General features: G+C 66.6%; 16 protein-coding genes. 11 read left to right on the top strand and 5 right to left on the bottom strand.

Translation table 11 applies throughout. The features are described from left to right. Position 1: 1 nt before the first annotated feature. Positions 2 to 1,117, bottom strand: a complete 1,116-nt coding sequence (locus ACFVWT_RS21780) for an iron-siderophore ABC transporter substrate-binding protein (RefSeq protein ID WP_390251600.1) — start codon at positions 1,115 to 1,117, stop codon at positions 2 to 4. Positions 1,118 to 1,335: 218 nt separating this feature from the next. On the opposite strand from ACFVWT_RS21780, the gene ACFVWT_RS21775 reads away from it, so the two are divergent. The 4 genes from ACFVWT_RS21775 (at position 1,336) to ACFVWT_RS21760 (ending at position 4,715) form a co-directional block, all read left to right on the top strand. Beyond that, complete coding sequence (locus tag ACFVWT_RS21775; RefSeq protein WP_390251597.1) at positions 1,336 to 3,321, top strand: MFS transporter; 1,986 nt, start codon at positions 1,336 to 1,338, stop codon at positions 3,319 to 3,321. Beyond that, a complete protein-coding gene (locus tag ACFVWT_RS21770) occupies positions 3,318 to 3,875 on the top strand; it encodes a TetR/AcrR family transcriptional regulator (RefSeq protein WP_390251595.1) in 558 nt (185 codons plus the stop codon). Before ACFVWT_RS21775 ends, ACFVWT_RS21770 begins: the two co-directional genes overlap by 4 nt. A 130-nt stretch (positions 3,876 to 4,005) precedes the next feature. Further along, positions 4,006 to 4,128 (top strand): hypothetical protein, encoded by a 123-nt coding sequence (locus ACFVWT_RS21765; protein ID WP_390251593.1) that lies wholly within the window; start codon positions 4,006 to 4,008, stop codon positions 4,126 to 4,128. 92 nt (positions 4,129 to 4,220) lie between these two features. Beyond that, positions 4,221 to 4,715, top strand: coding sequence for an FBP domain-containing protein (locus ACFVWT_RS21760; RefSeq protein ID WP_390251591.1), 495 nt, complete (start codon positions 4,221 to 4,223; stop codon positions 4,713 to 4,715). Positions 4,716 to 4,794: 79 nt separating this feature from the next. Here ACFVWT_RS21760 and ACFVWT_RS21755 read toward each other — a convergent pair whose 3' ends face one another. From ACFVWT_RS21755 to ACFVWT_RS21745, 3 genes are read right to left on the bottom strand one after another with little or no spacing between them, the layout of a single operon-like run. Next, positions 4,795 to 8,274, bottom strand: coding sequence for an ATP-binding protein (locus ACFVWT_RS21755; RefSeq protein ID WP_390251589.1), 3,480 nt, complete (start codon positions 8,272 to 8,274; stop codon positions 4,795 to 4,797). Next, positions 8,271 to 9,122, bottom strand: a complete 852-nt coding sequence (locus tag ACFVWT_RS21750; RefSeq protein ID WP_390251587.1) for a DUF4194 domain-containing protein — start codon at positions 9,120 to 9,122, stop codon at positions 8,271 to 8,273. Before ACFVWT_RS21750 ends, ACFVWT_RS21755 begins: the two co-directional genes overlap by 4 nt. 2 nt (positions 9,123 to 9,124) lie before the next feature. Then, positions 9,125 to 10,573, bottom strand: a complete 1,449-nt coding sequence (locus tag ACFVWT_RS21745; RefSeq protein ID WP_390251585.1) for a DUF3375 family protein — start codon at positions 10,571 to 10,573, stop codon at positions 9,125 to 9,127. Between the two features lie 318 nt (positions 10,574 to 10,891). Here ACFVWT_RS21745 and ACFVWT_RS21740 point away from each other — a divergent pair, with 318 nt between their 5' ends. The 3 genes from ACFVWT_RS21740 to ACFVWT_RS21730 all read left to right on the top strand — a co-directional run bounded on the left by ACFVWT_RS21740 (position 10,892) and on the right by ACFVWT_RS21730 (position 14,232). Continuing rightward, the gene (locus ACFVWT_RS21740; RefSeq protein ID WP_390251583.1) at positions 10,892 to 11,194 is read left to right on the top strand and encodes a hypothetical protein; all 303 of its coding nucleotides are present in this window, start codon (positions 10,892 to 10,894) and stop codon (positions 11,192 to 11,194) included. A 64-nt stretch (positions 11,195 to 11,258) separates the two neighbouring features. Then, on the top strand, positions 11,259 to 13,244 hold the full coding sequence (locus ACFVWT_RS21735; protein ID WP_390251581.1) for an acyl-CoA dehydrogenase family protein: 1,986 nt from the start codon (positions 11,259 to 11,261) through the stop codon (positions 13,242 to 13,244). Positions 13,245 to 13,401: 157 nt separating this feature from the next. Further along, positions 13,402 to 14,232, top strand: a complete 831-nt coding sequence (locus ACFVWT_RS21730) for a hypothetical protein (protein WP_390251579.1) — start codon at positions 13,402 to 13,404, stop codon at positions 14,230 to 14,232. Here ACFVWT_RS21730 and ACFVWT_RS21725 read toward each other — a convergent pair. Next, positions 14,229 to 14,648: a YchJ family protein gene (locus ACFVWT_RS21725; RefSeq protein WP_390251577.1), complete on the bottom strand. Its 420-nt coding sequence runs from the start codon at positions 14,646 to 14,648 to the stop codon at positions 14,229 to 14,231. The genes ACFVWT_RS21730 and ACFVWT_RS21725 overlap by 4 nt on opposite strands. 192 nt (positions 14,649 to 14,840) lie before the next feature. On the opposite strand from ACFVWT_RS21725, the gene ACFVWT_RS21720 reads away from it, so the two are divergent. From ACFVWT_RS21720 to ACFVWT_RS21705, 4 genes are all read left to right on the top strand, one after another. Continuing rightward, entirely contained in the window at positions 14,841 to 15,485 is a 645-nt protein-coding gene (locus ACFVWT_RS21720) for a hypothetical protein (RefSeq protein ID WP_390251575.1), read from the top strand. Between the two features lie 151 nt (positions 15,486 to 15,636). Beyond that, on the top strand, positions 15,637 to 16,701 hold the full coding sequence (locus ACFVWT_RS21715; protein WP_390251573.1) for an aldo/keto reductase: 1,065 nt from the start codon (positions 15,637 to 15,639) through the stop codon (positions 16,699 to 16,701). 50 nt (positions 16,702 to 16,751) lie between these two features. Beyond that, positions 16,752 to 17,756, top strand: a complete 1,005-nt coding sequence (locus tag ACFVWT_RS21710; protein ID WP_390251571.1) for an aldo/keto reductase family protein — start codon at positions 16,752 to 16,754, stop codon at positions 17,754 to 17,756. A 2-nt stretch (positions 17,757 to 17,758) separates the two neighbouring features. Next, positions 17,759 to 18,661: an SDR family oxidoreductase gene (locus tag ACFVWT_RS21705; RefSeq protein WP_390251569.1), complete on the top strand. Its 903-nt coding sequence runs from the start codon at positions 17,759 to 17,761 to the stop codon at positions 18,659 to 18,661. The last annotated feature ends 5 nt before the right edge of the window (positions 18,662 to 18,666 follow it).

Genomic DNA, 18,666 nt, shown 5'->3' with positions numbered 1-18,666 from the left:
CTTACTTCACTTTGTCCGCTGCGCTGGCCAGTTGCGGCAGGAACGTGTCCAGCGACCACGGCAGGCTCAGGGGCGATGACGCCGAAATGGACAGCGTCAGCGTGTTGTCCGAGTCGGCAACCAGGGCGCCGTTCTTGATGGCCGGGATCTGGCCCAGCAGGGGGTCCGACTTGATGGAATCGGTGGTGGCGGAGTCAGGAACCCACGTCACGAAGATGTCCGATTCGAGCTCGTTGGCCTTCTCAGCGGACCACGGGATGAAGAACTCCTTCGAGCCCTTCGAGTTCTCCTCCACAACCGGGGCCAGCTTCATGCCGATTTCGGAGAGGAACCGCGGCCGGTTGTCGTTGGCCGTGTAGACATTGACGCCGTCGCTCTTGGCGGGCTCCAGGTTGCCGTAGATGAAGCTCTTGTCGGCCAGCTGCGGGTACTTGGAGACCTTGTCCTTGATGGTGGCTTCAGTGTCCGCGACGAGCTTGGTGGCTTCAGCCTCCTTGCCCAGGGCCTTGCCGATGATGCTGGTGGAATCCTGCCACGAGGTGCCGTAGGCGATTTCGGGATGTGCGATCACCGGGGCGATCCCGCTGAGCTTCTTGTAGTCCTCTTCGTTCAGGCCGGAGTACGCGCCCAAAATGACGTCCGGGTTGAGCTTGGCGATCTCGGTGAAGTTGATCCCGTCAGCCTCGGAGAACTGGGCCGGTGCCTTCCCGGTGCCGAAGCCCGCGCCCAGCTCCTCCAGCTTGGCGTCCTTCCATGGCGTGGAGCCCTTGGCGTTGCCGCCCCATTCGTTCTTGGGAACACCCACGGGAACAACACCCAGGGCGAGTGCGACGTCGTCGTTGACCCAGGAAACCGTGACCACGCGCTGCGGCTGGGACTCGATGGTGGTCTCGCCGAAGACGTGCTTGATGGTGACGGGGAACTGCGAGCTGGCGGACTGGCTGGCCGCTGCAGTGCCGGTTCCGGATGCCGCCGGACCGGTGGAGCAGGCGGTGAGCGAGAGGGCGGCGGCGGCCAGGACGGCCGTTGCCTTGCCGGCGGTCTTGAGCAGCGCGCGGCGGGACGGACCGGCGGCCAGGCCGCTGCGGCCCGGGCCGGGGAAGAGGGGGGAAGTCACGGAACTCCTTAGGTCAATGATGCGAACCCAAGTAAGGCTAGCCTATCCTTCTGTGAATTACGGAACGTTTGCGTAACGTAATTGTTTCAATCGGGGCGTCGCGCCGGATCGGAGCGGGGCCGTGCGCCAAAAGTGAGGCTTCACACGCTCTAATTCCTTGAGAGTGCGGGGTGAACAATGGTTCACTGGAAGGCGAGTAAACGCGCGTTCACCCCCTTGTGGCCGCCTCACGCCCAGAAGGTTCCGCCCTGATGCCCCCATCCCGCACTAGATCCATGTCCCCCGGCGCCATCACGGCCGTCCTCGCGCTGAGCGGCACGGTGGTGGCGCTGATGCAGACCCTCGTGGTGCCGCTCCTTCCGGATTTCCCCGGGATCCTCGGCGTGACGGCCGACGACGCCTCCTGGCTGGTCACCGCCACCCTGCTCTCCAGCGCCGTGGCAACACCGATCGTGTCCCGCAGCGCGGACATGTACGGCAAAAGGAAAATGATGGTGATCTGCCTCGCCATCATGGTTGCAGGCTCCGTTGTGGCTGCGGTGGGGGGAAGCTTCCTCTGGCTCATCGTCGGCAGGGCACTGCAGGGATTTTCCTCCGCCTTGATTCCCGTAGGCATCAGCATCATGCGCGACGAACTGCCCAAGGAAAAGATGGGGTCCGCCGTCGCCCTGATGAGCGCCACGCTGGGCATCGGCAGCGCCCTGGGCCTCCCGCTGGCCGGGCTGCTATACGAAAGCCTGGGCTGGGAGTCCATCTTCTGGGTCTCCGGTGGTGCCGGCACGCTGCTGCTCGCCGCCGTCGTCATGGTGGTTCCCGAATCAAAGGTGCGCACGCCCGGCCGGTTCGACTACCTCGGCGCAGTGGTTCTTTCCGCGGCACTGGCGGCGTTGCTCCTGGCCATCTCCAAGGGCGGATCGTGGGGCTGGGGTTCCGAGCCGGTGCTGCTTCTGTTCCTCGCCGCCGCCATCCTCCTGGCCGTGTGGCTGCCCTACGAGCTGAAGGTCAGCCAGCCGATGGTGGACCTCCGCACCTCCGGCCGGCGCCCTGTTCTCCTGACCAACCTGGCATCCCTGTTGGTGGGCTTCGCCATGTTCGCCAATATGCTGCTCACCACCCAGCAACTCCAGCTCCCCGCCTCCACCGGCTACGGTTTCCAGCTGAGCGTGATCACCGCCGGACTCTGCATGGTTCCGTCAGGCCTGGCCATGGTGGTCTTCGCTCCCGTTTCCGGCGGCATCATCCGGCGGTTCGGCGGGAAGTCTGCGCTGATCGCGGGCGCGGCGGTCATGGTGGTGGGTTATGTGGGCCGCGTCTTTTTCTTCGATTCCATCACCTCGGTGATCATCGGCTCCACGGTGGTTAGCATCGGCACCGCCATCGCCTACGCCGCGATGCCCACCCTGATCATGGGAGCCGTGCCCATCACGGAAACCGCGTCGGCCAACGGCCTCAACAGCCTGGTCCGGTCCATTGGAACTTCGACGTCGAGTGCAGCCGTCGCCGCCGTCCTCACCTCAGTGACCCTCACCGTTGGATCTGCCCGGCTGCCGTCCTTCGAAGCATTCAAGGACGTCTTCTGGATGGCTGCGCTGGCGTCCACGGCGTCGATGGTGGCTGCGGTGTTTATCCCGCGGGCCGCAGCTGCCCCCAAGGCAGCGCTCCCTGCGCCGGCCGCAGCCGAGCTGGTGGTGCAGGGACGCGTCCTGACGGCCGACCGACGACCGGTCACTCCCGCCGTCGTCACCGTCCTGCAAACAAGCGGCGAACCGGTGGACTGGAGCCGGGTGGACAGCGACGGCAACTATTCCGTGGCGCTGCCCGGAGCGGGCACGTACCTTATGGTGGCCAACGCCGCCGGCTGGGGGCCGATGGCGGAGGTGTTCAACTTTGACGGACGCACGCTCCAGCAGAACTTCCACCTGGAAAACCGCCTGGAACTCGCCGGAACCGCCACAGCGGGAGGCGCGGCCCTCACGGACGCGGTGGTAACCCTGCTGCAGGCCTCCGGCGAACACGTGGCAACGGTCCGCACCGATTCGGAGGGGCGCTATTCGCTGCCACTGCCCCTGGCCGGGCGCTATATCGTGACCCTGCTGAACCCGGCGACGCACCAGGCCATGGCCCGGAAGCTGGCCGTGGACAACCGCTCGGTGACGGCGGACCTGGCGATGGACGCCCCCGCCGGCCAGCTCGTGGACGCATGAGCGCGGCCGGGGTGTCCAGCCGTGACGCCGTCCTGGATTCGGCCGGCAGGCTGTTCGGCGAGCGGGGCTACCGCGGCGTGACGGTCCGCGACATCGCCTCCGACGCAGGTGTCTCCGCAGCCTTGGTAATGAAGCTTTTCGGCTCCAAGGAGAAACTGTTTGCCGCCGCCAAGCCGGACGAGTCGCTGCTGTCCGATCTCGATGTCCCGGCCTCCGAGTTGGGTGCGACGCTGGTGTTCCGCGTGCTGATGCGCCGGGAGCGCGGGCTGAAAGAGCCGTGGGCCATGCTTCCGTTCACCATCCAGGACTCCCCGACGCCCGACGCCGCTCGCGCAGAAACGCGCGAACGGTACCTCGCGGCCATGGCCACCCTCCTGAAAGATGCGACGCCGGACCGGCGCCACGCGTCCACGGTCGTGGCGCTCATGACCGGGTTTGGCGAGGCGGTCAGGACGCTTGGCATATTCGACGGCTGGGATTTCGACGACCTGGTGGCGCACTACGGGGCGATCGTGCAGGCGCAGGTCGACGCATGCGGCGAGGGCCGCCCGTAACGTCCTCTCATTTCCCGCCGGGTCCGCGGTTGCCGAGGCGCCGCACATTTGGGAGGATGGCGGAGCGGGCGCCTGCGCCCGCTCATCAGGCGGTCAGGATCGGATCGCCTGCACAACGAGGGGAATGAGCATGCCGAAGACCGTTGAGGTCATCGCAGCCGCGGGAAGCGGGGCGGCCGCCATGGCCTGCTTTGCGGCCATGGCGACGTCAGCATTCCCGCGCCGGACCGGCATCTGGCAGTCCGACAGGTAGATCCTTCACTGGGCCTCTGGTGCGCCCGGATTCAGCTGACAAGAGACCGCTATTCCCCGTGGGGGACCCTACGTTTTCGAAGGCTCATTGTCATGCAAAAAATCACTGCCCAGCAGATCCGTTCATCCTTCATCAACGCCAGCCGTTCCGAGGCGGCCAAGCTCACCCTCCCCCGGGAGTTCGACTCCCTGGACTGGGACAGCCTGGACTTTTTGGGATGGCGGGACGCCAAGATGCCGCTCCGCGGCTACCTCGTGGTCCCGGGCGCCGAGGGGCTGACGGGAATCATGCTCCGCGCTCCCGAGGGCGGAGCCAAGAAGAGCCGGTCCGTGCTGTGCGAACTGTGCCGCGACGTCTTCTCGAAGGACGACGTCCTGTTGTGGGTTGCCAAACGCGCCGGCCAGTCAGGCCGTAACGGCAACACCATAGGGACACTGATCTGCGCCGATTTCCTGTGCTGCGGCAACGTCCGCGTTGAGCCACCGGCCAACGAAATCAACCCGGACCCTGCCGCCGTCGTACGTCGGCAGATCGACGGACTGATGGCGCGGACGGAACTGTTCCTGGACAGGGTGCGGGGACACTAGCGACGCAGCGAGGTCCGCCTCAGCCACGGACGCTCCCTCAGCTCTCCAGGTGAGAGAGCGTCCTAATGGGCGGCCGGGGTCAGCGCAGGACGATGTCCACCGGGTTCGCCTCGGACCTCCACTGTCCCTCGGCACCGGGCCGCGGCCCGATTACCGGAGCTGTGAGCACGCCGGAGCGGTTGGTGCGCTTGTCCCGCAGGATTTCCGTGACGGAGCCCAGGTGCCGGGACAGGTCGATCACGTTCTCCGGCGCGGCAAGGAGCAGCTGGAAGCCGAATTCGTGCAGCGCCTTGATACCTGCTCCGGCGAATTCCTCCGAGGCCAGGACGAACGCTTCGTCCATCATCACGGTGCCATAGGTGGTGAAGCCCTGCTCGGCGATGCCCAGCTGGTAGCTCAGCGCCGCGGCCATGATGAACGCCGTGAACCGCTGCCGCTCGCCGCCGGACATGGAGCCGGTGTCCGCGTGCATAAACACGTCGGTCCGTTTCCCGCCGCCCTTTCCGTGTGACGGCGTTCCACCTACCTCGCGGTGCTCCTTGCACTGGATGAACAGGTGCCCCCGCACGTCCAGCACCTCGGCGCGCCAGCGCCGGTCCTCCGGCGTCTGCGAACCCAGCCGCTTCACCAGCGTTTCCAGCGACTTGTAGCGGCTGGTGAGCTCGGCGTCGTCGTCTGGTTCGGCCCCCGAAGCGGGACCAACAGCAGCACGCGAGGGCCGCGTGTGCCGCGTCCTGAGCGCATTCTGGATGGCGTCCTTGAACTGCTTCGCGGTGGGCGGCAGGGTCTGTTTGATGTCGAGTTCCAGGAAGCTGCCCTCGTGGAAGTTGACCTCGGACAGGATGCCGTTCAGGGGCAGGATGCGGCTGGTGATGGACCGGCGTTCCTCGTCCAGCAGGTGCAGCAGCGTGCTGAACGATTCGTGCGTGCGCTGGTTGAAGAACTGCCGGAACTCGGCCTCCTGCGCCGGCAGTCCGTCGCTGACAATCGCGTGGTACCGGGCTTCGAACTCCCCGGCGGCGCCGATCGAGGTGCCGTGGTCCGCGGAGATCGCCGTGCCCCATTCGCGGACGAATCCTTCGAAGATACGGGTGAGGCGCTCCGAGGTTGCCTGGCCGCGGGACTCCGCAGCGTGCAGTTCGGCGAGGAGCCGGGTCCGGACCTGGTTGGCCAGGTTGTCCAGCTCATGCATTTCCTTCACGTCGCCAACGCCGCCGAAGTCGGCACAATAAAGTTCCAGCGCGGCGACGGTGGCGTCCGACGGCGGCGCCTGGCGCAGGCGGTTGCGCGCCGCTTCCAGCAGCGAATCCGCGGCGGTGAGCTGCTGGTCAAGTGCCTTGTATTCGCTCTGCAGGACCGCGGCGGTCTCGGTGCTGGACTGGTGCTTCTGCCGGGCCGCCTCGATGTTGGCCCGCAACGGCTCCAGATCGGCCTGGGCGGCCAGCGCATCCTTGAGGCGCTGCTCGATCTTCCCCAGCTCGTCCTCCGCCACAGCCGCGGAAACCTGCTCCCACGGCCGGTGGTCCTCCGCGATCCGGCGCAGGGCCTCCAGCTGGCGGGTCATCCCCTGGTGCGACTCTTCGCGGCTTTGCGCGAGTTCGGCGGCCTTTGCCAGTTCCTGCTGCAGGTCCTCCACCTGCGCGGCCACCAACTCCAGCTTCGAGGCGTTGTCGAAGCCGAGGACGTAGTCCTGCCTGCTGGCGAAGCGGTCGTCCTTCTCCACCGTGTGGCGGTTGCGCTTGACCACGCCACCCAGGCTTAGGCCCTTGTCCAGGGCAGCCAGTTCGTCCGGGTCCTCGACGCAGGGGTAGGCGAAGTCGACCGCGATCCGCTCGCGGATCCACTGCCCGGCGTCGGCCGCCGGCCCGGTGGTGAGGATGTCCAGCTTGCCCAGCAGGTCGCCGTCGGCCGCGTCCTCCACGGCCAGGGCACCGCCGGCGAGCGGCTTGGACACGTCCACCGCCCGGAGCGCTCCGCGGACGGAGTGGTCGTTGAGGTACCGGGTGACGGCGGCGAAGTGCTCGCCGGGAACCAGCAGCGTGGTGGCCAGGTTCCGCAGGGCGCGTTCGGCGGCGGGCCGCCATTGCTCCTGCCCCTCGGCGACGTCGATCAGTTCGCCGCCGAACGGCATCTGCTCCTCCGGCACGCCGGTTGCCGCCGCGATTGCGGTCCGGTTTTCAATGCTCGACGGCGGGAGCAGGGACTTGCGCGTCTTCAGCGAGACGAGTTCCTGCTGGGCCGCCGCAAGCTCACGTTTCTTCGTGGCGTGGCCGTCGAACGCCTCGAAGCGCAGCTCTTTGAGCGCCTCGGAATCATCCTGCAGTTCAGCCGAGCGGGCTGCGGCGTGCGTGTGCGCCTGTTCCAAGCCCTCGGCCGTCCACTCGAGCTCGAGGCCGGCATCGGCCAACGCCTGCCGCGCGGCTTCCTCCACCTGCTGGCGGAGCCTGAGCCCCACCCGGGCATTCTCCAGCGACTGCTCGATCGCCGAGATCGCGTTGCCGCCCTGGTTGTTGTAGTCCGCCTCGAGCTGGCGCAGGTCCTTGGCCAGGCCGTCCCGGACCGCGCGCTCTGCGGCAAGGTCCCTGGCCTTGGCCTGCGCGAGTTCCTTGTAGCGGACCAGGGCCTTTTCGTGGACCGTGACCGCCAACTGCTGCTTGTAGGCATCGAATTCTTCACCGGCGAGTTCCCGCAGGCGGTTCGCATCCAGCAGGGACTGCGCGTACTCCTTGTTGAGGCCCGGCACCGGAGCCAGCTGGTCGCGCTGCTGCCGAACGTCCTCCAGCCGCTGCCTGATGGACATCAGGTTGCTGAATTCCTCGACGACGTCGTCGGCCGCGGCCAGCGTGGCGGGCGCATCAAGCACCTGGTCCCGGAAGAAGGTGTTGACGCTGCCGCCGAGGCCCTTGCCGGCCTGGATGACGCGGAGCAGCGGCAGTGCCTGGTCCGAGTTGATGCCCAGCAGGCGACGGAAACGTTCGGCAAACGCCTTGTGCACATCGAAGACCTGAGCGTCCGGGAAGATCGTGTCCAGCGCAGCCTTGGTGAAGCGCTTCTCCGCGATCCCCTCGATCGCCGCAAGGTCCAGCGGCTTGTTGTCGATCAGGTAATACCGGCCGACACTCGACTCCGTGCCGTTCTTGGGCAGGTCAAAAAGCGCCGATACCGTCACCTTCGTGCCGGCCGCGTTATCGAACGTCAGGGCGACGGCGGACCACGTGGCGCCGGGGCGCTGGAAGGCGCTCGCCGAGCCCTCGCCAACGGCCTTGTCACCCACCTTGCCGCGCATGTACGTGAACGTTGTCCGCTTGTCCTCCACCGCACCGGAGCGCTGCGCGGCGGCTTCGTTGGAGCGCGGCCGGGCGTCGAACACCCGCAGCATGGCGTCAAACAGCGTGGACTTGCCCACGCCCGAGTTGCCCGTCAGCAGGGTGCCGTTGCGGTCGACGTGCATCGTGTGGGCGCCGTGGAACGTGCCCCAGTTGACCACCTGCACCAGCGCGAGCCGCATCTGGCCGGGGTTGGTGAGCTCGCCCATCGGCAGCATGGTTGCGATGCTCACTTGGTGTCCTCCGCTTCGTCAGTGTCCTCGTTATCGGTTTCGACAGGCTCAGCCACCGGGTCGCCGTCCAGTTCCAGCAGCGCCTCCGTTCCTGCGGGGTCTGCTGTTGCCGCCACCAGCGCCTCGATGTGGGCGGGGATGTCGCCGATGTTTTCGAAGGGGAGGGCCAGCGGGAGGGCGTTGGAGATGGTGTAGACGTCTTCGAGGCCGGTGGTGAGGAGGAGTTGGCGGGCCAGGAGCTTGGTGATGGCGCGGTTGACGACGTCGGAATCCCGCAGGGCATCCTGCTGGCCGGACGGCTGGTAGTGGGCCACCAGCTCGGCGATTTCTTCCCTCGTGATGGTGGGGTCCGTCTGGGCCGTGACGTGGCGGTCCAGCAGGAGCCGTAGTCGCAGCAGGACGATGGTTTCCACCCGGCTAAGCGCACGCTGCTGGCGCAGGATGCTGGAGCGGGTGCTGCCGCCGATGGCATCGGGATCCACCGGACGCAGCACTGCCACCTTTCGTTCGTGGTCAAGCTGCAGCGTCAGGAACAGCTCCGACAGGCGGCTGCGCAGGATCAGCTGGTTGTCAAGCAGTGTAGTCCAGAGTTTCTCGTCCCGGCCGCCGTCGACGTAAGGGCCCTTCAGCAGCTTTACCAGCGCCTGGCGGACCTTCATCGGCAATACGCCGGTGTCCCCCGGGAACAGCGCTGCGCCGTCGACGAAGGTGTCCTTGGGCGTGACCGCGAAGGGGACGCCGTGGATGTGTTCGGGAGCGGGGTGGGCTTCCGCGGTCTCTACGGGCTCGACCACCGGCACTTCGGGCTCGACGCCGGCATCCGCCGTCGTCGTCATCTCTTCAGTCATCGTCAATCCTTTGTGAGGGTGACCACCGGCAGGAATGCCTTGCGGGTGGTGCCGTCTATCTGTTCGAAGTCGATGGCGTCCCAGCCGGCGCGGTCGAAGCCGGCGCCGTCGTGCAGGGCGTGGGACAGCAGCGCCCGGATGGAATTGATGTGGCGTTCCTCCGGCGGAAGCTGCTCCCATGCCTCCGGCAGGGTGGCCGCCCCGGCGAGCGCGGCGCGGATGGCTGCCGGCTTGGCCTTCCCGGTGCGCGGCGAGCGTACGCGGTCCGAGTCGCTGAAGGCGATGGGGTCGGCCAGCTTGGGCGGCGCGGCGAACTCGTCGGGGTCGAAGAGCTTGACCATCGACAAGGATTCGAAACCCGCGTTAAAGAGCACAGGTCCGGGCACCAGGCCGGGGCGTTCCCGCTCGTAGGGCAGCGAGCGGATGGCCTGTTCAGCCTCGCGGAGCACCTTCCGGAGACGCACGGACTGGCGGAAATCGTCGCTCTGGACGTAGGTGTTGAGGCTTTCGCTGAGCTTGCCGTAGATCCGCTGGATCTGGCTGTGCTGGGTCCGCAGCTCAGCGACCAGATTCTTGAGTGTTTCGCGGTCCTCATGGCTGAGGTCGTCCGCGAACTGGCGGCTGAGCACCTCGCCGATCGCGGAACGGAACCGCAGCTGCTGCTGGGGGTCCTCCAGGAATGCCGTGAACGAGCGGAACGTCCTGCCTTCAGGACTCTGCCTGAGCCGCTTGTCCGCCTCCAGAACCTGCGCCATGGTGGCGCCCTTGCTGAGGGATTCCTCGATGATCTGGTTGCGGAGCTCGCCCACCAGTTCCTCGATCCGGTCACGCATCTTTTTGTAGTCCGCCGGCAGGCTGGCGGCGAGGTCGAGGATGTTTCCGGCGGCTTCCACCGCTTCGTCATCGTCCAGCAACCCGTCGAAGTCCCCGGAGCTGATGTCCTGGATGAGCTGCTGCCGCTCCTCGATCTCGTCTTCGAGGGACTCCAGCCGGGCGCTCTGGTCCGGGTTGGTCTCATTGGCAAGTTTCTCGACATCGCCCAGCAGCGTCCCCAGCCGGGAACCGTTCAGGGTGGAGCGTTCGCTGGAGAGGCTGTCCAGGAACGCGAGGACGCGGGCCGCGGGCTCGGTGACTTCGTAGACGATCTGCCCCGACTGGTTACGGCGGGTCAGGAAGCTCTTACGGGTCCATTCGTCGCCGAAGGACTTCCCGTTGGCCATGCCGCCCAGTCCAGGGTCCTGCCGGCGGAGCTGCTCAAGGAAAGCGTCGACGTCGGCATGGAACTCTTCCAGCGGAAGCTGCGGACGGGTTCGGGTGAAGGAGGCCTGCAGGACTGCGATGACCCACGGCGCGGACCGGGTGAGTGCCCAGGCAGGTCCCTTGGTGAGGAGCTCAAGGTCCCGGAGCCGGGCGCTGATCGCGTCCGCGGAGGACGGGGCGGATCGGGACACGCACTCTCCTTCAGCTGCCACAGGACTCGTCGGGCAGCGGAAAACCCGAAAACTGCCAACTACAAGGTTAACGCAGTGCCCCGGGCGGCAGGTCCGGCACCGCCTTCCTTCAGCTCCCAGGCACTGTCGGCCTGTTACGCGTGTTACTGGTGGGGTTTCAGTGACCGCGCCGTGACCTACGCACCGGTAGCATTTCGATCCCGTATCAACCCCTCCGCCACGGTGCCCTGAGTCTGGCTGACGGCGCCGCCCGCACCCTACGCTCGTGCTACTTGATCCATCCAGTTGATCCATCCAGGCAATGACGCAGGGGGAACCATGCAATTCGATCTCAGTGCAGTTGAAACAGGCACGTTCGTGTTCATCGGAACGCTGGCGTTTGGAATGCTGATCGTGGGCTTCATGATGACGGCCGGATTCCTGGCCATGGTGCTCGTGGGCGTGGGCCGGTTGGCCTGGTTCATTGTTGCCGGCACCCTCGTGGGATTGGTCCACGGCATCAACCACCTGTGGGACCGGATGGTGCACCATGCCTCCGCCGTGGAGCTCCCCGGGGATTTTCAGGGCCAGCCCGCCCCTAGCACGGGAACCTACCCGCGGGTAGCATTGAGGGACAGCTGAAGGGTTCTCCACCCGAGGCGGACCCAGGGCTCGAGCCGGCCACCCCGGTTAGAGGAGATGCCCCGTGAGCTCTGCCACTGACAGTCCCGCCGCCGATGTTCCCGTAGCACCCGACAAGATCGGGCCGGAAGCCACCGAAGCCGATGCCCGGGCCATCACCGAGGCCGCCCGCGAAACCTCCTGGGACCGGCCCAGCTTCGCCAAGGGCTTGTACCTTGGAAGCTTCGATCTCTCCCTGATCCACCCTTGGCCCGAAGCCAGGGCCGAGGACGTGGAACGCGGCGAAGAGTTCATGAGCCGACTCACCGCCTACTCCAGGACCATGTCCGGCCGGGTGATCGAGCGTAACGCGAAAATCCCGGACGAATACATCGCGGGCCTGGCAGGGCTGGGCGTCTTCGGCATGAAGATCCCGCGCGAATATGGCGGCCTGGGCCTCTCCCTTGTGTACTACGGCCGCGCGCTGGCCCTGCTCGGCTCGGTGCACCCCAGCCTCGGGGCGCTGCTCTCCGCACACCAGTCCATCGGCGTCCCTGAGCCCGTCAAGGTGTTCGGCACTGCGGAGCAGAAGCAGGAATACCTCCCCCGCTGCGCCGCAGGCGCCATCACGGCATTCCTGCTGACGGAGCCCGATGTAGGGAGCGACCCCGCCCGGATGGGCAGCACCGCAGTTCCCACGGACGACGGCGACGCCTACGTTCTGGACGGCGTCAAACTATGGACCACCAACGGCGTGATCGCCGAACTGGTGGTGGTGATGGCCCTGGTCCCTGAGCACAGGGATTCCGACGGCACCGTCCACAAGGGCGGCATCAGCGCCTTCGTGGTGGAAATGGACTCCCCCGGCATTACGGTGGAAAACCGCAATGCCTTTATGGGATTGCGGGGCATCGAAAACGGGGTGACGCGTTTCCACCAGGTGCGGGTGCCCGCGGCCAACCGGCTCGGGCGGGAAGGCCAGGGCCTGAAGATCGCCCTCACCACCCTCAACACGGGAAGGTTGTCCATTCCCGCCCTCTGTGTGGCGTCCGGTCGCTGGAGCCTGAAGATCGCCCGCGAATGGTCCAACGCACGCACCCAGTGGGGCCGGCCCGTCGGCAAGCATGAAGCGGTGGGCAAGAAGATCGCCTTCATCGCGGCCAGCGCCTTCGCCCTGGACGCCGTGTTTGAACTGTCCGCCGAAATGGCCGACGCCGGCCAGAAGGACGTCCGGATCGAGGCCGCCCTGGCCAAGCTCTGGTCCACCGAGATCAGCTGCCGCATAGCTGACGAGCTGGTCCAGATCCGTGGCGGCCGCGGCTTCGAAACGGCGGATTCGCTGGAGGCGCGCGGGGAACGCGCCGTACCGGCCGAACAGCAGCTCCGCGACCTCCGGATCAACCGCATCTTCGAGGGGTCCTCGGAAATCATGAGGCTCCTGATTGCCCGCGAGGCGGTGGATGCGCACCTCGCCGCCGCCGGGGACCTTGCCTCCGCGGATGCCAGCCTGTCCGACAAGGCGAGGGCCGCCGTCGGCGCTTCTGGTTTCTACGCGAAGTGGCTGCCCAAGCTGGTGGCCGGTGCCGGGATGGACCCGCGGTCCTACACGGAGTTCGGCCGGCTGGCCAAGCAGCTCCGCTTCGTGGAGCGGTCCTCGCGGCGGCTGGCCCGCCAGACGTTTTACGGGATGGGCCGCTGGCAGGCCAAGCTGGAGCACAAGCAGGCGTTCCTGGGTCGGATCGTGGACATCGGCGCCGAGCTGTTCGCCATGGCGGCCTGCTGTTCGCGGGCTGAAGGCATGCTCCACACCGCACCCGAGCAGGCCGCCACTGCCTATGAACTCGCCGAAGCCTATTGCGAACAGGCGCGGGTCCGCGTTGACGAATACTTCGACCAGCTCTGGCGGAATACGGACGACGCCGACCGCGCGCTCACGGAGAGGGTTCTCGCCGGCGACTACACCTGGCTGGAAGCAGGAGTCCTGGACCAGTCCGAAGGCACCGGTCCATGGATCGCCGACGCGTCCCCGCGACAATCCCTGAAGGAGAACCTGCACCGCAAATACCGCTGATTCACGCTATTTTCCGCCCCACCCGAAATACTAAGCATCCTTGCTACCGCCGGCATGCCGTGGTTAGGTGGTGATGAGAGCACCATGCACGTCTCCGCATAGCGGTGGCCGGCCCAATCAGTGGACCCGGTCCAATCGATGAAAGCGAGAACGCCTGATGAGCAGCACAGCAGGATCCGAAGACAGACAGCCGCGCCGTGCCCGTGTCGACCGGACGGACGGCATCGACGCCACCCGGGCAGACCGGAACGGAGTGGAAGACAGGCTGGAAGGCCGCCGCAGCTACGCTGACGCTCCGCGTACCAGCGGCAATTACGACGCCGGCACGGGCCTCGACGCCGACACCCGCGCCTACGCGGTGCCTGTTACAGCCGAATCCGCTGTGGTTGCCGACCCGAATGCCGCCACCCGCGAGACCGTGGTTGCCCGCGAGAAGGAGCAGTTCGGCGGGATCAAGATAGGTTCGGCCTTCTTTGGCTGGCTGGCGGCAACGGGAACGGCCGTTTTGCTGACGGCCCTCGTCGCAGCGGCCGGGACCGCAGTGGGGCTCGCCACCAGCACGGACGTCAACGAGGCCGTGAACCAGGCCTCGGCCGACCAGACCGTGGGCCTGGTGGGGATCATCGTGCTCCTGGTCATCCTCTTTGTGGCCTACTACTGTGGCGGCTACGTGGCCGGCCGCATGGCCCGCTTCAACGGCGCCAAGCAGGGGTTCATGGTGTGGGTCTGGGCCGTGATCTTCGCAATCCTCGTTGCGCTGCTGGCCATGATCGCCGGCGAGCGGTTCAATATCCTGGCCAACCTGAACAGCTTCCCGCGGATCCCGGTCAATGAAGGTCAGCTGACCACCACTGGAATCACCGCCGCCGTCGTGGTGGCCGTGGTTGCGCTGATCGGGGCCGTGGTGGGCGGCATGGCCGGCATGCGGTTCCACCGCAAGGTGGACCGGGCCGGATTCACTCCGGTTGAAGCTGACGCGGACCGCTAAGGAGTAGCCTCGTCAACGTAGTACCAGCGGCGGTCCACGCGCAGGAACCGGCTGGTTTCGTGGTGGACTCCCCGCTCGCCGTCGTGCCGGAAGTGGGCCGCGAACTCAACGGTCCCTTCCGAATCAAGCGGTCCGCCGCGGACTGTGGAAACAATGTCCAGCCGGCGCCATTCCATGGCCGGATCCAGTTCGAGTTCCGCAGGCCTGGTATCCGGATGCCAGGTACGGAGCAGGTAGTCGGCATCCTGCATGGAGAAGGCGCTGTACCGGGAGCGCATCAGCTGTTCCGCCGTGGGGGCCTCGGCGTCGCCGCGGTGGAACCGGCCGCAGCAGTCCGCGTACTGCTCACCGGACAGGCAGGGGCAGTTTCCGGGGTGGGGCACGGATAGTCCTTTCAGATGGCTGGGGGCGTCCATTGATTGCCTCCGACTATATGCCCGGAACAGACCGGACCGGGCTGTGTCATATCCGATAACAGCTTCGACACAACCCCGTGGCGGCCTTCGATCCGGGCGTGTTGCCCCGCAAAAGTCCGTATTGTTAAGGGGGTGCTTATCGGCGGGTAGTTACTGCCGTACACAGGCGCTGCAGGCCGTGAGGAGAGGTAAATGGAAGATCCCACCACCATTGCCCTGAACCTGACCTTTTTCGGCACCCTTGGTGTGGCCTTCGTCATGTTCATTGGTCTCTTCCTGGTCTTTGTGGCCACCTTGCTGATTGCAGGGCTGGGCCGGCTGGTGGGTGTCACTGTCATGGCGTTGTTCGGCCGCCGCCCCGCCAGGTCCCCTGCGAAAAGCGCCGGCCGCGTGCCGCGCCGGGCGTTCAGCCTGAAGGCAGCCCTTGGGCCCACCGCACTTAAAACGAAACTGCGCAGCGCGAAGGAACGCCCGACGGCCACCAGCACTCCCCGCCGGGAGACTCCCGCCCTGGCCGGAGACTGGGCTGCGGCCGTCGCCCGGGCAGACGCCCGCGCTGCAGCACGGGCCCAGGCCTCGGCACCGCCCGAGGTGAAGGTCACTGTGCGTGATCTCCCCAGCCCGGATGTTCCGGTGGAAGACGTCAGGGCGGTCGCTCCCCTGGTGGAGTCCGCCACGGATCAGCACGCCACCGTCAAGGCCATCCCGCGCTCCTTCGAGAAACCGCCGGCACCGGGACGAATGGCCATGCTGGACACCGGCTCACTGGTTTCCCTGGCCGGCCATCCCGGCGCGCTCAAGGGCATCCCGCCGGCTGAGCACCGACGCGCCGGCTAATTCACAATTCGTCATTGATGTCCGCTGCGTTACCCCGGACTACGCAAGACTAAGAAGTGCTTCGCCAGGGGCCTTTGCCCGGCCGATTTTGTGTAGCCTCGTGACGATCCACAGCAATGGGCCGTGGGAGTCAAGCGTGAGGAAACCGGGAATGAGCCTCAACCAGCTACGGGTATTCGGGCGCAGCGGCACATTGATCAGCCCGCTCACTTTGGGGACCATGAACTTCGGCGAGGGCGCAGCGGCGGGCGTCGGCGGAACCGCGCCCGGCTATGCTCCCACGGGCGCCGACGAAAGCATCCGCATCATCAACGCTGCCCTGGACGCCGGGATCACTGCCGTGGACACGGCGGACGTCTACTCGCGGGGGCAAAGCGAACAGGTGGTGGGCCGTGCCCTGAAGGGGCGCCGCGACGACGTCTTCATTGCCACCAAATTCCACGGCCAGATGAGCGCCAACCCGGCCCATTCCGGCAACTCGAGGCGCTGGATCATGCAAGCGGTGGAGGGCAGCCTCCGCCGCCTGCAGACGGACCGGATCGACCTGTACCAGGCGCACCGTCCTGACTACAACACCGACGTCCTGGAAACCATCACGGCACTGAACGACCTCATCCGCCAAGGCAAGATCCTCTACTACGGAACGTCAGTGTTCACCCCGGCGCAGCTGGTGGAGGCCCAATGGCTGGCAACCACCAACCACCTCATCCCGCCCGTCGCCAACCAGGTTCCCTATTCCATGCTGGTCCGGGGCACCGAGCGCGATGTCCTGCCGATCGCCCAACAGTACGGGCTCGGCGTGCTGGCCTACGGTCCGCTGGCCGGCGGCTGGTTGTCCGGGAGCTTTGTCCTGGATGCCGGCAAGCCGCCCATACGCGTCCACTCGCTTCCCGGGCGGTACGACATTTCCGGTCCGGCGAGCGAGCGCAAGCTGCACGCCGCGGATTCCCTGGCCAGGCTGGCGGACAAGCTGGAGCTTCCGCTGGTGGACCTGGCAGTCGGCTTTGCCCTGAACCACCCGGCTGTCAGCAGCGTCATCGTTGGACCGCGGAGTGAGGAGCACCTGCACGCCTACCTGAAGGCCGCGGACACGGTGCTGGACGAATCCGTGCTGGATGCCATTGACGAGCTCGTGCCCCCGGGAACCAACTTCGTGGAGCGGGACGCCGGCGCCGTGGTCCCCTCCCTGGAGTACGCGGAGCTCCGGCGAAGGTAGCTGGCGGAAAGCCCTTACCCTGAGCAACCAAGTGGGCTACGGTGAAAACCATGGAATTCAGATACCTCGGCAACAGCGGCTTCAAGATCTCCGAAATCACTTTCGGCAACTGGCTCACCCACGGCTCCCAGGTGGAGAACGATGTGGCCACCCAGTGCGTGCGGGCTGCGCTGGACGCGGGAATCAGCACGTTCGACACCGCCGACGTCTACGCCAACACGGCGGCGGAGAAAGTACTGGGCGAGGCGTTGAAGGACGAGCGCCGTGAGTCCCTGGAGATCTTCACGAAGGTGTTCGGCCCCACCGGACCAAAGGGCCACAACGATGTGGGACTGTCGCGCAAACACATCATGGAGTCCATCAACGGTTCCCTGACGCGCCTCCAGACCGACTACGTGGACCTTTACCAGGCCCACCGCTATGACTTCGAGACGCCGCTGGAAGAGACCATGCAGGCGTTCGCGGACATTGTCCGGCAGGGCAAGGCACTGTACATCGGCGTCAGCGAATGGACGGCCGACCAGATCAGGGACGGCCACGCCCTCGCCAAGGACCTCGGCTTCCAGCTGATCTCCAACCAGCCTCAGTACTCCATGCTGTGGCGGGTCATCGAAGCCGAAGTGGTGCCTACATCCGAAGAGCTGGGCCTGTCCCAGATCGTCTGGTCCCCCATGGCCCAGGGCGTGTTGAGCGGCAAGTACCGGCCGGGGAAACCGGCCCCGGAGGGAAGCCGCGCCACGGACACCAAGGGCGGCGCCCGGATGATCGAACGCTGGATGTCCGACGAGGTCCTGAGCGGAGTTCAGCAGCTCAAACCGATCGCGGAGGAGGCCGGGCTGACCATGGCCCAGCTGAGCATCGCGTGGGTGCTGCAGAACAAGAATGTGGCCTCGGCAATCATGGGCGCGTCCCGTCCCGAGCAGATTGCCGGCAACGTGGCAGCCGCCGGCGTCAAACTGGACCAGGCCATTATGGACAAGATCGACGACGCCATCGGGTCCCTGGCCGAACGGGACCCGGCCCAGACCAAGTCGCCCGCGTCCCGGGAGGCGTAGCCGTGGCGGCCGCGGAAAGTGCCGGGGGCACAGGGACGGCTCCGCCGCCGGCCGGGAACCTTCCCGATCTGGCGGTCACCGGATCCACCGGACAGCTCGGCGGACTCGTCGCCAGGATCCTCGCCGAAGCCGGGCTGCCGCAGCGGCTGCTGGTCCGCGATGCCGCACGGGCGCCTGGTCTTCCGGGCGCGGTGCCGGTGGTCTCGACGTATGCCGATCCGGTGCTGGCGAAAACCTCCCTGGCAGGCGTGAAAACGCTGTTCATGGTGTCCGCCGCGGAGGCTGAGGACAGGCTCCAGACGCATTTCGCGTTCGTTGACGCGGCGGCCGCGGCCGGGGTTGAGCATGTGGTGTACACATCCTTCTTCGGGGCATCCCCGGACTGCACGTTCACGCTGGGCAGGGATCATTACGCCACCGAGGAGCGGATCAAGGCCTCCGGGATGAAGTACACGCTCCTGCGGGACAACTTCTACCTCGACTTCCTGCCGCTACTCACCGGAGAGGACGGCGTCATCCGCGGCCCGGCGGGCGACGGCGTCATGGCTGCCGTGAGCCGCGCGGACATCGCCCGGTGCGCCGCGGCGGTGCTGGGCGACCCGGCGGTACACGTCGGCCGCACCTATGACCTGACGGGGCCGGAGGACATTTCCCTGCAGCGGGCAGCGGAGCTTATCACCGCTGGCACCGGGCGGACCGTCAGCTACCACAATGAAACCGTCGAGGAGGCCTATGCCTCCCGTGCGTCCTACGGCGCACCCGCCTGGCAGCTGGACGCCTGGGTGAGCACGTACACGGCCATAGCCAACGGCGAACTGGCAGGCCCGACGTCGGACGTTCACGGCCTTACGGGCAGGGAAGCCCAGGGGCTCGCGGACTTCCTCGAGGAGGCGCATCACCTCTAGCGCCC

Origin of the sequence: Arthrobacter sp. NPDC058288 (assembly GCF_042880995.1) — a bacterium.
Taxonomy (GTDB): Bacteria; Actinomycetota; Actinomycetes; order Actinomycetales; family Micrococcaceae; genus Arthrobacter.
Note: the sequence above shows the minus strand (reverse complement) of the source record. Positions and strands in the feature narration are given on the sequence as shown.

Excerpts from the sequence above, each read along its gene's own strand:
- ACFVWT_RS21740 (WP_390251583.1), top strand. The coding sequence starts at position 10,892 with ATGCAATTCGATCTCAGTGCAGTTGAAACAGGCACGTTCGTGTTCATC.
- ACFVWT_RS21725 (WP_390251577.1), bottom strand. The coding sequence starts at position 14,648 with ATGGACGCCCCCAGCCATCTGAAAGGACTATCCGTGCCCCACCCCGGA.
- ACFVWT_RS21710 (WP_390251571.1), top strand. The coding sequence starts at position 16,752 with ATGGAATTCAGATACCTCGGCAACAGCGGCTTCAAGATCTCCGAAATC.
- ACFVWT_RS21750 (WP_390251587.1), bottom strand. The coding sequence starts at position 9,122 with ATGACTGAAGAGATGACGACGACGGCGGATGCCGGCGTCGAGCCCGAA.
- ACFVWT_RS21720 (WP_390251575.1), top strand. The coding sequence starts at position 14,841 with ATGGAAGATCCCACCACCATTGCCCTGAACCTGACCTTTTTCGGCACC.
- ACFVWT_RS21765 (WP_390251593.1), top strand. The coding sequence starts at position 4,006 with ATGCCGAAGACCGTTGAGGTCATCGCAGCCGCGGGAAGCGGGGCGGCC.
- ACFVWT_RS21770 (WP_390251595.1), top strand. The coding sequence starts at position 3,318 with ATGAGCGCGGCCGGGGTGTCCAGCCGTGACGCCGTCCTGGATTCGGCC.
- ACFVWT_RS21730 (WP_390251579.1), top strand. The coding sequence starts at position 13,402 with ATGAGCAGCACAGCAGGATCCGAAGACAGACAGCCGCGCCGTGCCCGT.
- ACFVWT_RS21760 (WP_390251591.1), top strand. The coding sequence starts at position 4,221 with ATGCAAAAAATCACTGCCCAGCAGATCCGTTCATCCTTCATCAACGCC.
- ACFVWT_RS21715 (WP_390251573.1), top strand. The coding sequence starts at position 15,637 with ATGAGCCTCAACCAGCTACGGGTATTCGGGCGCAGCGGCACATTGATC.